The organism is Streptomyces nogalater (assembly GCF_039532885.1).
In the GTDB taxonomy this organism is placed as follows: domain Bacteria; phylum Actinomycetota; class Actinomycetes; order Streptomycetales; family Streptomycetaceae; genus Streptomyces; species Streptomyces nogalater.
This window is the reverse complement of sequence record NZ_BAAASM010000002.1, coordinates 37,490-53,096: the sequence shown is the minus strand read 5'-3', so window position 1 is coordinate 53,096 and position 15,607 is coordinate 37,490. Positions and strand designations below refer to the sequence as shown.

Here is a 15,607-nt window from a genome sequence, read left to right as displayed (position 1 = left end):
GCACCGGCGGCTGGGCGGGGCTGTACGAGAACACCCCCGACCACAACGCCCTGATCGGCGAGGCGTCGGCGGTGTCCAGGTTCCTGTACGCCACCGGCTTCTCCGGCCACGGCTTCCTCCAGGGACCCGCCGTCGGCGAGGTGATCCGCGACCTCTACCTCAAACGCGCACCCTTCCTGGACGTCGGCCCCCTGAGCGCCGGCCGGTTCGCGGCCGACGCCCCGCGCCCGGAGGCCAACCTGGTGTGACCGCGCTCCCTCTACGGCCGCGCCACGGGCCCCGTCGCGGCGTTCAGCCGGTCACCGCCTCGTGCACCAGCCGGCGCAGCTCGGGGAACACCTTCAGGTTCTTCGGGCGCACCTGGGTCAGGAACTGCACGGTCAGGTCGTGGGCCGGGTCGACCCAGAACGCGGTGCCGGCCACGCCGGTCCAGCCGTAGGTGCCGAGGTGGGACGGGGCCAGGGTGCGGGCGGGGTCGATGACCACGGAGACGTTGAAGCCGAAGCCGAGCCCGTCCATGCCCGGCTCCCGGTGCACCGGGGCGCCGAAGGAGCGGAGGGTGGCCCCGCCGGGCAGCTGGTTGCGGATCATCAGGGCGAGCGTGTCCGGGTGCAGCAGCCGTACGCCGTCGAGTTCGCCGCCCCGGCGCAGCATCTCCATGAACCGGTGGTAGTCGTGGGCGGAGGAGACCAGTCCGCCGCTGCCGGACAGGAAGAGCGGCCGGCCGCGCACCGGGAGCCCCGGCACCGGCTCGATCCCGCCCTGGTCCGTCTCGCCGTACAACTCGGCCAGCCGGCCGGTCTGTCCGGGCTCGACGTGGAAGCCGGTGTCGATCATGCCGAGCGGGCCGAGGACACGGTCGGCGAAGAAGGCGTCCAGCGGCTGCCCGGAGACCACCTCGATCACCCGGCCCAGCACATTGGAGGCGACCGAGTAGTTCCACTGAGTGCCGGGGTCGGACTGCAACGGAAGCCGCGCGTACAGCTCGACGGTCTCCGCGAGGTCCTTGCCCGGCGGCACCGAGTACTCCAGGCCCGCCGCGCGGTAGAGCGCGTCCACGGGGTGGCGGTGGTAGAAGCCGAAGGTCAGGCCCGCGGTGTGGGTGAGCAGATGCCGGATCAGGATCGGGCCGACGGCCGGGCGGGTGCGCACGTCGTCGCCCGAACCGCCGCTGTACACCCGGGGTTCGGCGAAGGCGGGCAGATGGCGGTCGAGCCGGTCGTCCAGGGACAGCCGGCCGTCCTGGACCAGCAGCAGCACCGCCACCGCGGTGACCGGCTTGGTCATCGAATAGATCCGCCACAGCGTGTCCGGTTCGACCGGCAGCCCGGCCGCCACGTCCCGCAGTCCGTACGTGGTCAGATGGGCGACCCGGCCGCCGCGGGCCACCGCCACCAGGAAGCCGGGCAGCCGCCCCTGGTCGACGTACCGGGCGAAGTGCCGGTCGAGGCGCTCCAGCGCCCCGGCGTCCAGCCCCGCCTCCGCCGGATCGACGTCCTGTCGCAGCCGTCCCATCGCTCTCCTCCGGTCGCGTCCGCCCGTCCGGTCTCGTCCGTCCCGTCTTCCATCGTCGCTCAGGACCACCGGCCGGAACAGGGTGGTGCGGGGAATGCCTGGGGCGCCCGCGCCGGTTGACCGGGTATGACTCAGGACCCCACCCGAGAGGCGCTGCTCGGCCTGCTCTCCGAAGGCCACGGCGGTGTACTGGTCACGCTCCGGCGCGACGGCCGCCCCCAGCTGTCCAACGTCAGCCACGCCTACTACCCCGACGAGCGGATCATCCGGGTCTCGGTCACCGACGACCGCGCCAAGACCCGCAATCTGCGCCGGGACCCGCGCGCCTCGTACCACGTCACCAGCGCCGACCGCTGGGCGTACACCGTCGCCGAGGGCACCGCCGAACTGACCCCGGTCGCCGCCGACCCGGGCGACGACACCGTGGCGGAACTGGAACGGCTGTACCGGGACGTCCTCGGCGAACACCCGGACTGGGACGACTTCCGGGCCGCCATGGTCCGCGACCGGCGCCTGGTACTGCGACTGCACGTCGAGCGCGCCTACGGCATTCCCCGCAAGGGCTGACCCGCGGCGGGCGCGCGGTGGGGTACGGCCGTCCGGCTACGGCGTGCGGGTGGCCGCCCGCTCCCCGGCCGTCCGTGTCTCGATCGCCCGCAGGACGGCCACCATGTCCTCCCCGCCGTGGCCCTCGGCCACCGTCTCCCGGAACAGGGCGTGACACACGTCCAGGAGCGGGGAGGCGAGGCGGGCGTTCCGGGCCGCGTCGGCGATCAGCCGGTTGTTCTTCAGCACGTCCAGCGCCGCCGCCTGCACCGCGAAGTCCCGCTCGCGCAGCTTGGGCGCCTTCATCCGGGACACCGCGCTGGCCATCGGGCCCGCGTCCAGGACCTCCAGGAACAGCCCGCGGTCCAGCCCCTGCCGCTCGGCGAAGTGGAACGCCTCGGCCAGCCCGGTCACCTGGGTGATCAGGAAGAGGTTCACCGACAGCTTCATCAGCAGCGCGCCCGGCACCGCGCCGCACCCGAACGTCTCCCGGCACATCGGCGCGAGCAGCGGCCGCGCGGCGGCCACGGCGTCCTCCTCGCCGGCGAGCATCGCGACCAGCCGCCCCTGTTCCGCCGGCACCCGGGACCCGGAGACCGGCGCCTCGGCGTACCGGCCGCCCGCCGTGTGGATGTCCGCCTCCAGCGCGCGGGAGTACTCCGGGGCGGTCGTGCCCATGTGCACGATGGTGCGGCCCGCGACGCGCGCGGCCAGCTCCGGTGTGCCCCGGCCGAGGACCGCGTCCACCGCCGCCTCGTCGGCGAGCATCAGCAGCACCACTCCGGCCCGTGCGAACACCTCGGCGGCGTCCGCCGCGACCTCGGCGCCGGCCGCGCGCAGCGGCTCGGCCCGCCGCGGGGTCCGGTTCCAGACCACCAGCGGGGTGCCGGCGCGCGCCAGGCGCAGGGCCATGGGCCCGCCCATCACCCCGAGACCGATGAATCCGACGTCCATGGCCGGCCGCCCTTCGCGCCGCGCACCGCTTATGACACTCGTCATAGTAGCGCCGGTTATGACGGCGGTCATAGGGTGAGGGGCGAGGGAAACGGAGGCGACGCATGACCGAGGCGCGGCCCGGCCCGCGGGAGCGGATGGTCTTCAGCGCGGCCCAGCTCATCCGGCGGCAGGGTGTCGCCGCGACCGGCATGCGGGAGGTCGCCGCGCACGCCGGCGCACCGCGCGGCTCCCTCCAGCACTACTTCCCGGGCGGCAAGGAACAGCTGGTCAACGAGGCGGTCCAGTGGGCCGGCCGGTACGCGGGCAAGCGGATCGCCCGCTTCCTCGCGGGGCTGGACGAACCGACGCCGAGCGGCCTGTTCGCGGCGATGGCCGCGCAATGGACCGACGAGTACGCGGCGGACGGCTTCGCGGCGGGCTGCCCGGTCGCCGCCGCCACGGTCGACTGCGCCGCCTCGGCCGACGCGACCCGCCGGGCGGCGGCAGCCGCGTTCACGGCCTGGCGCGCGCCGCTCGCCGCGGCCCTGGCCGACCTGGGGGTGCCCCCCGGCCGGGCCGAACCGCTCGCCACCCTCATGATCAGCACCCTGGAAGGCGCGATCCTGCTGGCCCGGGCCGAACGGGACACGGGCCCCCTCACCACCGCCGTACGAGAACTCGGCCCCCTGCTCGACGCCGCCGCACGCTCCTGAAGCGGTCCTGCCGTCCGACGGCCGACCACAGCCCCGGGCCCCGCCCCGCTGCTCGGCGCGCCGGCGCATACCCTGCCCCGGCCCGCCGCGGGACACGCGGCCGTACACCCCCGACCGCGCCTGCCGTCGACGCAGCCCTGCGTGTCTGCCCGGGCCCGCCGCGGGGCGTGTGGCCGTGCGCCGCCGGCCGCGGCTCCTGTCGGCGTAGCCTTGCGTGTCTGATCGGGCCCGCTGTGGGACGCGCGGCCGTGCGCCGCTGAGCGGGCCCGCTGTCGGCGCTGCCCCGCGTTCCCCATGTCCGGTCCGCTGGGCGGCACGCGGTCATGTGGCTCGGGCCCGGGCCGTTGCGCGGTGTGCCGGTGTACCGGGCCGGCCGGTGGGGTCAGGCCGTGCTCGTTCCGGCCGTTTCCTCCTTGACCCACATCTCCAGCAGGTCCACGAAGTCGGCCGCCCGGTGTCGCCAGTTCAGCTCGGACACGGCGGCTGCCCGGCCCTGCCGGGCGGCGCGCAGCCGTAGCCCGGTGTCCCCGGCCAGCCGCCGTATCGCGGCCGCCGCCGCCGGCGGGTCCCGGTACGGCACCACCAGCCCGCACCCGTGCCGCTCGACCAGCTCCGCCGCCAGCGGGGTGGGCGTGGTGACCACGGGCACGCCGTGGGCCATGTACTCCACGACCTTGGTGGGCCGGGAGTGCCGGTAGTTGGGCTGGTCGTGCAGCAGGGACAGGCCGGCCAGGGCACCGGACAGCCGGGCCAGGGCGCGGTCGTTGGGCAGGAAGCCGTACCAGCGCAAGACCCCCTCCCGGTCGGCCGCCGCGAGCGCGTCGCGCACCTCGGGGTCCGCCGTGCCGATCGCCTCGACCCGCACGGCGGGGGCCAGCAGCCGCGCCAGGGCGATCAGATCGAGCGCGCCGCGCGCCCGGGACAGCTGGCCCAGGTAGACCACCCGGTCGTCGCCCGGCCGCGGGGGCGTCCCGGGCGGCGGGGTGGCGAGGTTGGGGACGACGGGGTGGAGGCGCCGGAACCGGTCCTGGTAGGCGTCCTCGGCGAGCAGCAGCCGCAGCCGGCGCTCGGCCAGCCGCTCGGCCGCCCGCACCGCCGCGCGCAGAGGGGGACGCAGCGGCCGGGGCACCCAGCCCTTCATCGCCAGGGCCGCCGCCGTGTCCTCGTGCACGTCCCACACGGTGACCGGCACCGCCCCGGCCCGGCGCAGCCGGCGCAGGATGCCGGGCAGGGCGAGCAGCAGTTCGGGATCGTGCAGCAGTATCACATCGGCCGCCGGGCCGCGTTCGGCCAGCAGTGTCCGGGCCGCGCGCAGCGCCGCGCCCCGGTCCCGGCCGGCCGCCCGGGGCAGGTCCACCCCCTCGACGTACGGCCGGGGCAGGGCGCTCCGGGCCGCGAACGGCGCCGCGTACACCACCTCGTGGCCGCGCTCGCGCAGCGCGGCGATCTGCCGGTGCAGTATGCGCGCGTCCTCGGGGTGGTGGACGACGGTGACGACGAGTATCCGCATGGCAGTGCCTTCCAACTCCCCGAGAAGCGCACGGAGGTGGCGAGGGTCTACAGCACTTCGACGCCGGGCCGGTGGATCCGCCCGCGGGTGTCGAACAGCAGTCGCGCGGTGTCCGCGAGGTCCGGCAGGTCGTAGGCGGAGTGGTCCTGGAGCAGGATCGTCAGGTCGTACTCGCGCAGCGCGGCCGTCAGGTCGCCGACGCGGGGCACGTCCACCCCGTCCACCGACCACCGGGGCACCTGCGGGTCGTGGAAGGCGACGGCGGCCTCCCGTTCCCGCAGCAGCCGGGCCACCGGCTCCGCCGGGGTCTCGCGCAGGTCGGCGACGTCCGGCTTGTAGGTGACGCCGAGCAGCAGCACCCGGGAGCCGTGCAGCGGACGGCCGGCGGAGTTGAGCAGGTCCTGGGCGCGGCGCACCACGTACTCCGGCATCCGCCGGTTGATCTCCTGGGCCAGCCCGACGAACCGGAAGTCGTACCCCAGTGACGAACGCACCTTGTACGACAGGTAGTTGGGGTCGATCGGGATGCAGTGCCCGCCCACCCCGGGGCTGGGCCGGAAGGCCTGGAAGCCGAAGGGCTTGGTGCCCGCGCAGCGGATCGCGTCCCAGACGTCCACGTGCAACTCGCGGCTGATGATGGCCAGTTCGTTGACCAGCGCGATGTTCACGTGCCGGTAGGTGTTCTCCAGCAGCTTGGCCATCTCGGCCTCGCGGGTGCCCTTCGCCTGGACCACCATGTTCACGAACTTGGCGTAGAAGGCGACCGCGCGCACCGCGCAGGACGCGGTGCAGCCGCCGACCACCTTCGGGGTGTCGCGCAGCCCGTGCTGGGTGTTGCCGGGGTCGATCCGTTCGGGCGAGAAGGCGAGGGCGAAGTCCTTGCCGGCCCGCAGCCCGGACTCCTCCAGCAGCGGCCGTACGACCTCCTCGGTGGTGCCCGGGTAGGTGGTCGACTCCAGCACCACCAGCTGTCCGGGGCGCAGCCGGCCGGCCACCGCGCGGGTGGCCGAGACGACCGCACCCAGATCGGGCCCGCCGTCCTCGCCGAGCGGGGTCGGCACGCAGATCACCACGGTCTGCGCGCCCGCCAGGCAGGCGTCGTCGGTGGTCGCGGTGAAACCGGCCGCCCGCATCCGGCGCACCTCCTCGTCGGAGACGTCGCCGACGTGTGAGCGGCCGGAGTTGAGGCCCGCGACGACCCGTGGGTCACGGTCCAGGCCCACGACGCGCAGGCCGACCGAGGCCGCCTCGCGGGCCAGCGGCAGTCCGACGTATCCGAGTCCGATCACGGCGAGTTCCACGGTGCCGTAGGGGTGCGGCTCTTCCTTGTCCCCGAACGAGGGGGCCTGTTCGACCTGCATAGGGATTCACCCGGCCTTCGCGGCTGCACTGGTGGGGGTTCGCGGGGCGTCAGAGGCAGCCCAGCGAGCGATACGCCTCACGGGTCGTCGTGGCGACCCGGTCCCAGGTGCGTTCCCGCGCGACCCTCGCGCGGGCGGCGGCTCCCCATTCGAGCCGTCGCTTATGACTGTAAAGCACCCTTTCGAGTTCATCCGCCCAAGCCTGTGGTGATTCAGCAGGAATCAGCCGTCCGTTCACCTCGTGTTCGACCAGTTCCCGTAGCGCGGGGAGATCGCTGGCGAGCACGGGAAGCCCGCCCGCCATCGCCTCGACCGGCTTGAGCGGGGTCACCAGACGGCACACCCGGGCGTCTGTGCGCGGCACCGCGAACACGTCCAACGCGGCGTAGAAGTCCCGGACTTGGGCGTGCGGGACCCGGCCGGTGAACACGGCGGTGCCGTCGTCGGCCAGGCCCAGCCGGGCGGCCAGCCGCTCCAGCCGCGCCCGCTCCGGTCCGTCCCCGACGATCAGCAGCCGCAACGGCACCCCACGCCGCCGCAGCCGTACACCCGCATGGAGCAATGTGCCGATCCCCTCGTGCGGGGTGAGGCTGCCGACCGTGCCCACCACATACGCGTCCGGGGCGATCCCGAGGCGGGCCCGCACCGCGGCCCCGTCCGGCGGCGGCGCCAGGAACGCCCCGTCCACGGCGTTCGGCACGATCAGCACCCGCTCCCCGGGCACCCCGCGCGCCACGATCTCGGCCTTCATCGCCGCGCCCAGCGTCAGCACCAGATCGGCCCGGCGCATGCAGTCCGTCTCCAGCTCCCGCCGCCCGCGGTAGACCGGGTCCGCGGGAGTGCGCGCCGGGTCCTGGCTCAGCCAGGTCTCCTCCAGGAAGCCCCGCACCTCGTACACCACCGGCAGGCCGTAGACCTCGCGCAGGGCCAGGGCCACCCGCCCGTTGCCGTGGTCGGTGGCCGCGTGCAGCACGGCGGGCCGCAGCCGCTCCACCAGCCGCCCCGCCAGCTCGGCGTTGCGGGCCAGCGCCGGGCCCTGCCCGTACGGCAGCCACCACGGCAGCAGCCGGTGCTGCGGCACCCCGCCCACCAGCTGGAGCGGACCGGCGTCCAGCACGCCCCGCACCACCGGGAACCCGATCCGGGTCACCACGTGCGGATCGAGCCCGGCGGCCCGCTGCGCCTCCGCGAGCTTCTGGGTGCGCACGGTATAGCCGGCGTGGGCGAACGGCAGCGAGTTGGTCACCAGGTGCAGCACCCGGCCCGGCACCGGCCGCACCGGCCGCCCGGCGGGCGCGCTCACCCGAACGGCCGACGGCAGCGCGCCCGGTCCGGCCCGCCGGGCCCGGCCGCCGAGCCACCGCTCCACCGGCCGCACCCGGCGCCGCAGCCCCGCCGGCAGCAGCCGCAGGCCCAGCAGCGCGGCCCGCGCGGGGTCCTGGCGCAACTCGCCCCAGGCCACGGATGCGGCCAGACTGACAGCGCGGGGGATACGACGGGACATGCCGCCACGGTAGGCCGACGCGGCGCGCGGCGCCTCGGACGCGACCGCGCGCCGCGCCGGCCGGGGCAGGACGCTCCCCTCGTCTCCCGAGTGCTGCCCCTTGTGCGACCGCCCGCGGAAGGCGAGGACATGAACGGCGTCATGAACGGCCCAGTACTCCATGTGGTCGGCACCCGGCCCAACTTCGTCAAGGCGGCCCCGGTCGTCGCCGCGCTCCGGTCGGCAGGCTGCGACCAGACCCTGGTGCACACCGGACAGCACTACGACGCCCGGATGTCGGAGGTGTTCTTCCGCCAGCTGGGGCTGCCCCGGCCGGACACCGACCTCGGCGTGGGCTCCGGCAGCCACGCCGGACAGACCGCCGACCTGCTGGTGGCCCTGGAGGCCGAGCTGATCGCGCGCGCCCCGGCCCTCGTCGTGGTCTACGGCGATGTCAACTCCACCCTGGCCGCCGCCCTGGCCGCCGCCAAGCTGGGACTGCCCGTCGCCCATGTCGAGGCGGGGCTGCGCAGCTTCGACATGGCGATGCCGGAGGAGGTCAACCGGCGCCTGGTCGACCAGCTCGCCGGGCTGCTGTTCGCCACCAGCCCGGAGGCCGTCGGCCACCTCGCCCGCGAGGGCGCCGACCCGGCCCGGGTGCACTTCGTCGGCAACCCGATGATCGACACCCTGCTCAGCCACCTGGACCTGTTCGACCCGGCCGCCGCCCGCGCCGCGCACGCACTGCCCGAACGCTACGGCGTCGTCACCCTGCACCGCCCCGCCAACGTCGACGACCCCGGGGCCGCCCGCGCCGCCGCCCGCGCGCTCACCGAGGCGGCCCGCCACCTGGACCTCGCCGTCCCGCTGCACCCGCGCGGCCGGGACGCGCTGCGCGCCGCCGGACTGGACGGCGCACCCGGCGTGCACCTCCTCGAACCCCTCGGCTACGTCGAGTTCATGAGCCTGGTGCGCGGCGCCGCCGCCGTGATCACCGACTCCGGCGGGGTGCAGGAGGAGACCACCGTGCTCGGCGTGCCCTGCCTGACGCTGCGCACCACCACCGAACGCCCCATCACCGTCACCCACGGCACCAACCGCCTGGTCGCCCCCGGCGAACTGGTGCCCGCCCTGTGCAAGGCACTCGACGGCGCCCCGGCCGCGCCCGCGGAGGGACCGCCGCTGTGGGACGGCAAGGCCGGCCCCCGGATAGCCCGCCTGATCACCCAGTGGCTGGAGCACCATGACTGACGCCGCCCTCGAGCCCGACGTCCCCCTCGCCCACGGGGACGCCCCCCTCCGCGAGCAGGACGGGCCGGCCGCCGGCGGCCACCCGGACCTGGACCGGGCCGGCAACGAACTGTTCTACGCCCTCCGGCTCGGCACCCTGCTCGCCGTCATCGGCGACCTCCACTCCCCGGCAGCCCCGCTGTACGTGCTCGACGCGGGCTGCGGCCACGGGTACTTCGCCCGCGCCCTGCACCGCTGCGGCCACCGCGTCGACGCCATCGACGCCGGCGAGGAGACGATCGAACGGGCCCGCGCCGCAGACGACGGCCCCCGCTACGCCCGCGCCCGGCTCGACGAGTGGCGCAGCCCGTGGCCGTACGACGTGGTGCTCTGCGTCGACGTGCTCTTCCACCTGCGGGACGACACCGAGTGGGCGGCGGCCCTGCGCAACCTGGCCTCCCTGGTGCGCCTCACCGGCCGGCTGATCGTCACCGACGCGGACACACCCGTACCCCGGGCCCGCGACGGCCGTATCCGGTACCGGCCCGCGGCCGGCTACCGCGCCGTCCTCGAACCCCTCGGCCTGCGGCACACCGAGTTCCGGCCCTACGGCTTCCGCGAGGTCGAAGCCGGCTTCCACGTCTTCACGAGGATCCGCTGATGCGCCTGACCGATCTGCTCCACCCGCACCTGGACGGCGTCACCACGGTGGTCGACGCGACCGGCCCCGGCCTGCGCACCGCCCCCTACCTCCACCTCCCCGACGGCGTCACCGTCCGCCATGACGACGGACGAAGCGACCTCGGCGAGGGCGACTTGGTGCTCCTGTCCGACGGGCCCGACCCCGCCGTACACGGCACCGAGGACGCCCTGCTCGCCGTACTGCGCCGGCTGCGGCCCGGCGCCCGCGGCGTGCTGCTGTTCGGCCACCCCGGCCCCGAACCCCCCTGGCACCGGCTGCTGGACGACCTGGTGACCCAGCGCTGCCAGGTGCTGCGCGCCGCCCCGCTCGACTACGTCCACCTGCACGCGGGCGCGGTGTTCACCCGCCTCGCCGCCGACGAACTCCTGCCCCCGCACGACTGGTTCGGCCGCCCGGTGCCCTCCGACGGCTTCGCCACCACCCTGCGGATGGCCGACGAGTACGTCCTCGCCGACCTCGCCGCCCGCACCCTGCGCGCCCGCCGCCAGGACCTGGAACGCCGGGCCGAGGAGGCCGAACGCGCCCGGGACGCCGTCCGCGAGGACGGGCTCGCCGACCGGCTGTCCGCCACCGTACGGGAGAAGGAGCAGCTGGCCTCCGCCCTGCGCCAGGCCCGCGACCGGGTCCAAATCCTCCAGGCACGGGTGACCATGCTGGAGGGCTCCACCTCCCTGAAGGTGGGCCGGGCCCTGGTGTCGGCGGCCCGCTCGCCCCGGCGCGAGATCCCCGGACTGCCCCGCGAGCTGTACGGGCTGTGGCGGACGCGCTCCGCGCGCAAACCCGCGCCCGCCGCCCGGCCCGCCGCCGGCACCGCGCCGGGAGCCGCCGACGACCGCCTCCACCTCGTACACCGGGCGTTCGCCGCCACCCCCCGCGACCGGCTGGTGATCACCGGCGTGCTCACCGACGAGACCGCCGAGGACTTCGCGGCGGACGCCGTGGTGAACCGGCCGCTCCCGCACGACGGCCCCCTGCTCGTACGGCGCACCGACCCCGACGCGGTCGTGGTCCAGCTCAGCGCGTGCACCGGGCACGGCCCCTGGGCGCTCACCGGCACCGGCGCCGCCCCCGACCTCGACCGGCGGCTGGCCGCACTCCTCACCGAGGCACGGGCGCTGGGCCGGTCGGCCGTGCTGTGGCGGGACGCCCCGGCGTCCGCCGCGCCCGGCCTCGCCCAGCTGGCCTGGGACGCCGTCCTGGACGCCGACACCGGGGTACGGCTGTCCCGGCTGGACGCCGGCGAGGACACCCGGGAGCGGCTGCGGGAGGCCTTCCAGTGGGACAGCACCCGGGTCCGGCTGGCCGAGCTGGCCCGGCTGGTCGGCGCGCCCGATCCGCTGACCGAACGCCGGGTCGCCGTGCTCGCCGCCCCCCGCGACCGGCACGAGGTGGCCGTGCTCGTCGCACAGGTGCTGGGCCAGCAGCACCGCCCCGCCGAGGTGGTCGTCCCCGACCCGGCCGGCCTGGACGAACTCGACGCAGCGGGTGTCGCGCTGCGCACCGGACCGCCCACCGCGGCCTGGGTCGCCGACTGGACCGACCTCACCCAGGACCGCCCGGACACCCTGCTGCTGGACCTGATGTGCGCCCAGGAGTACTCGGGCGCCGACGCGCTGGGCCACGCGGCCGGCGGCGCCGACTACACCTTCGTCCCGGAACTGCGCCGGCCGCTGCTGGTCCGCCGGTCCGTGCACCTTTCGGGGGCGCCGCCCGAGAGCTGGTGCGGCCGGGGATACCGACTGTTCGCCGTGCGCGGGAAGGAACCGTCATGAGCCGAGTGATCCGGGCCCTGGTCTACGGCGACGTGGACCTCAACCTCATCGACGGCTCCGCCGTCTGGGCCCAGTCGACCGTGCAGGCGCTGTCCCTGGCCGGATGCGAGACCCGGCTGGTGCTGAAGTCGCCGGTGCACACCGGCCGGCTGACCGATCCGCTGGCCGGGCTGCCCGGGGTGAGCGTGGTCAGGCCCGCCGAGGAAGGGCTGGTCCCGGGCCAGGCCGGCCGGCCCCTGTCCCCGGTGCAGGCGTCCCGCCTGCTCACCCGGCTCGACCGGGACGAACCCTGCGACCTGATCGTGCTGCGCGGCCGCCGGATCGTCGGCCAGGTCGTCGCCGACGGCCACTTCGACGGACGGATCTGGGCCTACCTCACCGACATCCCGCAGTCCGCCGCCGGGATGACCGGGCGGGCCCGCGGCGACCTCGGCCGGATCGCCGCCGCCTCCCGGCTGCTGCTGTGCCAGACCGAGGAACTGCGCTGCTTCCTGGAGACCTGGGTGCCCCAGGCCTGCGGCCGCAGCGTGCTCTGCCCGCCCGCCGTGCCGGAACCCGGCTTCCCGGTGCCGGACCACGACCGGCCGCACGATCCGCTGCGGCTCGTCTACACCGGCAAGTTCGCCCCGCTGTGGAACACCCTGCCCATGACCCGGCTGCCCGCCCTGCTGGCCGAGCGGGGCATCCGGGCCGAACTCCACACCGTCGGCGACAAGATCCACGAGGACCCCGGCCACCCGGAGTTCCACGAGGCCATGTACCGGGCCCTGCACGGCTCCACCCCGGGCGTCCGGCACCACGGCGGCCGGCCCCGCGAGGAGGCCATGCGCATCGCCGCCGGCTGCGACCTCGGCCTCGGCTGGCGCGACCCCCGGCTCGACGCCAGCCTCGAACTCTCCACGAAAGTCCTGGAGTTCGGCGCCCTCGGCCTGCCCGTCGTGCTCAACCGCACGCCCGCCCACGAGGCGCTGCTGGGCACCGACTACCCCCTCTACGTCCCCGGCCGGGCCGGAACCGAGGACGCCGTCGAGGCCGTGGCCCGCGCCGCCCGCGACCCCGAGGCCCGCCGGCTCGCCGCCGACCGCTGCCGGCAGGCCGCGAGCCGCTACACCCTGACGGCCGCCGCCGGCCGCTGGCGCGCCCACCTCACCCGGGCCTTCCCGCCCGCGCCCCCCGCCATCACCCACCGCTCCCGCCCGCTGCGGGTCGGCGTCGCCGGCCACGACCTGAAGTTCCTCACCCGGCTGCTGGACCACTTCCGCGCCCTGCCCGGACTCGACGTCCGGGTGGACGCCTGGCCCGCGCTGGCCCGGCACGACCACGCCGCGAGCCGCGACCTCGCCGACTGGGCCGACGTGGTGGTGGTCGAGTGGTGCGGCCCGGCCGCCGTCTGGTACAGCCGCCACAAACGGCGCGGCAGCCGGCTGGTGATCCGCCTGCACCGCTTCGAACTCGACGCCGAATGGCCGCGCCAGGTCGACATCGACGCCGTCGACCGGGTCGTCTGCGTCAGCCCCTACTACGCCCGCCGCACCCTGGAGCACACCGGCTGGCCCGCGACGAAGGTCGTCACCGTGCCCAACTGGGTCGACGCCGACCAGCTCGACCGGCCCAAGGCGCCCGGCGCCCGGTTCCGGCTCGGCATGATCGGCATTGCGCCCGGCCGCAAACGCCTCGACCTGGGCCTGGACGTCCTCGAACTGCTGCGGGCCGAGGACCGGCGCTGGCAGCTGTCGGTCAAGTCCAAGCCACCGTGGGAGTACTGGTGGATCTGGAACAAGCCGGAGGAACGCGCGCACTACGAGGCGATCCTGCGCCGCGTCCAGACCTCCCCGCTGCTGGAAGGGGCCGTCGTCTTCGACGACTTCGGCGCCGACGTGGCCGGCTGGCTGCGCCGTGTCGGGCATGTGCTGTCCACCAGCGACGACGAGTCCTTCCACCTCGCCCCGGCCGAGGGCATGGCCTCCGGCGCCGTGCCCGCGCTGCTGCCCTGGCCCGGCGCCGACGAGATCTACGACCGGCGGTGGATCCACGCCGGCCCGCGGGCGATGGCCGAGGCGATCGCCGGGCTCGGCGCCGACGGGGAGACCTGGCGGGCCGCCGGCGAGACGGCCCGCTCCCAGGTACGCCGCACCTACGCGCTGGACCGGGTGGCGGCGGCCTGGACGGACCTCCTGGTCACCGGCCGGGTCACGGACGGCTGACCGCGCGGAGCGACCCGCGCGGCGCCCGGCCTCACTGGCGGCTGACCGTGCGGGTCACACCGGCGATCACCGTCGTCGCCAGGATCCACCCGGTGAGCACCAGCACGTACGCCAGCACCTGGTAGCCGCCGCGCGACGCGAACGCGGAGTCCTGCCCGAAGGAGATCACCGGCAGCAGCAGGTCGAGCGTGTAGAACACCGGGTGGAACGGCGGCGCCTCGCCCGCCTTCAGCGGACGCGGAGGGTGCAGCGCGAAGGCCAGCGAGCCGAGCGCGAGCAGCGACAGCAGCCAGCCGGCGGCCCGCAGCGGACGGAAGCCGTAGCCGACGGTGACATCCTGGACCAGGCCCCACAGCCGCCCGTACCAGGGCAGCGTGTGCCGGTGCCGGCGCTGCTTGGCGAGCTGCACCAGCCGGGCCGCGTGATCGTCGCCGACCCGCCGGTAGGCTGCCGTCAACTGCTCGTAGGCGTGCGGGACATACCCGTCGCGCTCCCGCTGGAGCATGGGCAGCCGACGCTCGGCCGGCTCGTGCGGGACGAGCGAGGTGTACGTCAGGTCGCCGAGCAGCACCGTCTTGGGCACCGACCCCGGCTCCAGCAGCAGTACATCGAGCTGGGCGCGGCGCAGATTGAGGGCGCCCTCCATCGGCGGGCTCTTGCGCAGCCACAGCTCGCCGATGGTGGAGCTGCCCGCCCGCAGCGCCGTACCGCCCGGATGCGACAGCAGGGTGTACGACAGGTCGAGCCGTCCCGCGATCCGGGCGCCGCGCAGGCCCGTCCAGCCGCGCACCTCGGCGGCCCGGACCAGCATGTCCCCCGCGACGGCGAGCGTCTCCGCGTCGAGCGCGGCCTGCCCGGGGTTGCCCAGCCGGGCCTCGTTGAGGTTCAACGACCCGGCGACGCTCGCGCCGTTGAGCCGTATCTGCCCGTGCGTGCGCAGCCCCGGCGCCCACAGGTCGGCGCCCAGCACCGCCTGGTTGAGCTGGAGCACCGGCTCCTCGGCGCCGGGCGCGGCCACCTCGGCGCCCTCCAGGTACAGGCTGCCGGAGATCCGGGCGCCGCCGAGGCGCACCGTGCCGTGGCACCGGGCGCGGGTCAGCCGCACCACCCCGTCCACGTGCACGGCGTGGGCGACCAGGCCGGGCAGCACGGACTCGCTGAGGTTCAGCTCCCGCAGCCGGGCGGCGTAGCAGCGCGGGGCCTCGTCGAAGTGGCAGTGGCGCAGCCGCACCGGGTGGTCGATCGTCGCGTACTGCAGATCGAGCCGCCCGGTGATCCGGGCACCCACCACGCTCAGCGACGGTATCTCCCCGTCCCGGCACGGCCCGTCGAGCAGCAGCGCCCGCAACACCCCCGCCCGCACGGTCCGTTCGGCCCCCACCCCGCCGCGTCGGCGGGATCCTCACCGGCCTCCCGGAAGTCCACGCGCTCCCCCCGCGGAAACGCCCGCCACACCCGCTGCTCGGCCGCCGTCAGCTCGTCGATCTCCACCAGCCGGACTCTGACCCGGCACCGAACCGGCTGTCAATCTCCGCTGTGACGGCGGCCGTCACGCTGGGGTATCGCCGAGGTAAGCCCAAAAGGGACCACGGGATGATCTTGAAGTCCTGACCGCCTGGCCCGTCACCCGTTCG

The 15,607-nt window shown here is 75.3% G+C and carries 12 protein-coding genes and 1 pseudogene; 7 read left to right on the top strand and 6 right to left on the bottom strand.

Annotation, left to right across the window (positions count from 1 at the left end):
• A partial coding sequence (locus tag ABD350_RS02175) for an FAD-dependent oxidoreductase (protein ID WP_344345865.1) occupies positions 1-248 on the top strand: 248 nt, incomplete at its 5' end.
• Positions 249-291: 43 nt separating this feature from the next.
• Here the strand turns inward: ABD350_RS02175 and ABD350_RS02170 are convergent.
• The gene (locus ABD350_RS02170) at positions 292-1,515 is read right to left on the bottom strand and encodes a serine hydrolase domain-containing protein (protein WP_344345863.1); all 1,224 of its coding nucleotides are present in this window, start codon (positions 1,513-1,515) and stop codon (positions 292-294) included.
• Between the two features lie 126 nt (positions 1,516-1,641).
• On the opposite strand from ABD350_RS02170, the gene ABD350_RS02165 reads away from it, so the two are divergent.
• Positions 1,642-2,082, top strand: a complete 441-nt coding sequence (locus ABD350_RS02165) for a PPOX class F420-dependent oxidoreductase (protein ID WP_344345861.1) — start codon at positions 1,642-1,644, stop codon at positions 2,080-2,082.
• Positions 2,083-2,118: 36 nt separating this feature from the next.
• Here the strand turns inward: ABD350_RS02165 and ABD350_RS02160 are convergent, their stop codons facing one another.
• Complete coding sequence (locus ABD350_RS02160) at positions 2,119-3,015, bottom strand: NAD(P)-dependent oxidoreductase (RefSeq protein WP_344345859.1); 897 nt, start codon at positions 3,013-3,015, stop codon at positions 2,119-2,121.
• Between the two features lie 104 nt (positions 3,016-3,119).
• On the opposite strand from ABD350_RS02160, the gene ABD350_RS02155 reads away from it, so the two are divergent.
• Complete coding sequence (locus tag ABD350_RS02155) at positions 3,120-3,710, top strand: TetR/AcrR family transcriptional regulator (RefSeq protein ID WP_344345857.1); 591 nt, start codon at positions 3,120-3,122, stop codon at positions 3,708-3,710.
• A 382-nt stretch (positions 3,711-4,092) separates the two neighbouring features.
• On the opposite strand, the gene ABD350_RS02150 is transcribed toward ABD350_RS02155, so the two are convergent.
• The 3 genes from ABD350_RS02150 to ABD350_RS02140 are packed head-to-tail and all read right to left on the bottom strand — an operon-like array spanning position 4,093 to position 8,085.
• Positions 4,093-5,220, bottom strand: a complete 1,128-nt coding sequence (locus tag ABD350_RS02150; protein ID WP_344345855.1) for a glycosyltransferase — start codon at positions 5,218-5,220, stop codon at positions 4,093-4,095.
• Between the two features lie 47 nt (positions 5,221-5,267).
• Complete coding sequence (locus ABD350_RS02145; RefSeq protein ID WP_344345853.1) at positions 5,268-6,581, bottom strand: nucleotide sugar dehydrogenase; 1,314 nt, start codon at positions 6,579-6,581, stop codon at positions 5,268-5,270.
• 49 nt (positions 6,582-6,630) lie between these two features.
• Positions 6,631-8,085 carry a glycosyltransferase gene (locus ABD350_RS02140; protein WP_344345851.1) on the bottom strand — a complete coding sequence of 485 codons (1,455 nt, stop codon included), beginning with the start codon at positions 8,083-8,085 and terminating at the stop codon, positions 6,631-6,633.
• A gap of 141 nt (positions 8,086-8,226) precedes the next feature.
• On the opposite strand from ABD350_RS02140, the gene wecB reads away from it, so the two are divergent.
• The 4 genes from wecB to ABD350_RS02120 are packed head-to-tail and all read left to right on the top strand — an operon-like array spanning position 8,227 to position 13,973.
• Positions 8,227-9,315 (top strand): non-hydrolyzing UDP-N-acetylglucosamine 2-epimerase, encoded by a 1,089-nt coding sequence (gene wecB / locus ABD350_RS02135; protein ID WP_344345849.1) that lies wholly within the window; start codon positions 8,227-8,229, stop codon positions 9,313-9,315.
• A complete protein-coding gene (locus ABD350_RS02130) occupies positions 9,308-9,955 on the top strand; it encodes a class I SAM-dependent methyltransferase (protein ID WP_344345847.1) in 648 nt (215 codons plus the stop codon). Before wecB ends, ABD350_RS02130 begins: the two co-directional genes overlap by 8 nt.
• Complete coding sequence (locus ABD350_RS02125) at positions 9,955-11,769, top strand: hypothetical protein (RefSeq protein ID WP_344345845.1); 1,815 nt, start codon at positions 9,955-9,957, stop codon at positions 11,767-11,769. The genes ABD350_RS02130 and ABD350_RS02125 overlap by 1 nt, the downstream gene beginning before the upstream one ends.
• Positions 11,766-13,973, top strand: a complete 2,208-nt coding sequence (locus tag ABD350_RS02120) for a glycosyltransferase (RefSeq protein ID WP_344345843.1) — start codon at positions 11,766-11,768, stop codon at positions 13,971-13,973. The genes ABD350_RS02125 and ABD350_RS02120 overlap by 4 nt, the downstream gene beginning before the upstream one ends.
• 31 nt (positions 13,974-14,004) lie before the next feature.
• On the opposite strand, the pseudogene ABD350_RS02115 reads toward ABD350_RS02120, so the two are convergent.
• Positions 14,005-15,464 (bottom strand): annotated as a pseudogene (locus tag ABD350_RS02115) (membrane-associated oxidoreductase).
• Positions 15,465-15,607: the final 143 nt, after the last annotated feature.

Coding starts and splice junctions, on each gene's coding strand:
- ABD350_RS02120 (WP_344345843.1), top strand. CDS start 11,766: ATGAGCCGAGTGATCCGGGCCCTGGTCTACGGCGACGTGGACCTCAAC.
- ABD350_RS02155 (WP_344345857.1), top strand. CDS start 3,120: ATGACCGAGGCGCGGCCCGGCCCGCGGGAGCGGATGGTCTTCAGCGCG.
- ABD350_RS02130 (WP_344345847.1), top strand. CDS start 9,308: ATGACTGACGCCGCCCTCGAGCCCGACGTCCCCCTCGCCCACGGGGAC.
- ABD350_RS02140 (WP_344345851.1), bottom strand. CDS start 8,085: ATGTCCCGTCGTATCCCCCGCGCTGTCAGTCTGGCCGCATCCGTGGCC.
- wecB (WP_344345849.1), top strand. CDS start 8,227: ATGAACGGCCCAGTACTCCATGTGGTCGGCACCCGGCCCAACTTCGTC.
- ABD350_RS02160 (WP_344345859.1), bottom strand. CDS start 3,015: ATGGACGTCGGATTCATCGGTCTCGGGGTGATGGGCGGGCCCATGGCC.
- ABD350_RS02170 (WP_344345863.1), bottom strand. CDS start 1,515: ATGGGACGGCTGCGACAGGACGTCGATCCGGCGGAGGCGGGGCTGGAC.
- ABD350_RS02165 (WP_344345861.1), top strand. CDS start 1,642: ATGACTCAGGACCCCACCCGAGAGGCGCTGCTCGGCCTGCTCTCCGAA.
- ABD350_RS02145 (WP_344345853.1), bottom strand. CDS start 6,581: ATGCAGGTCGAACAGGCCCCCTCGTTCGGGGACAAGGAAGAGCCGCAC.
- ABD350_RS02150 (WP_344345855.1), bottom strand. CDS start 5,220: ATGCGGATACTCGTCGTCACCGTCGTCCACCACCCCGAGGACGCGCGC.
- ABD350_RS02125 (WP_344345845.1), top strand. CDS start 9,955: ATGCGCCTGACCGATCTGCTCCACCCGCACCTGGACGGCGTCACCACG.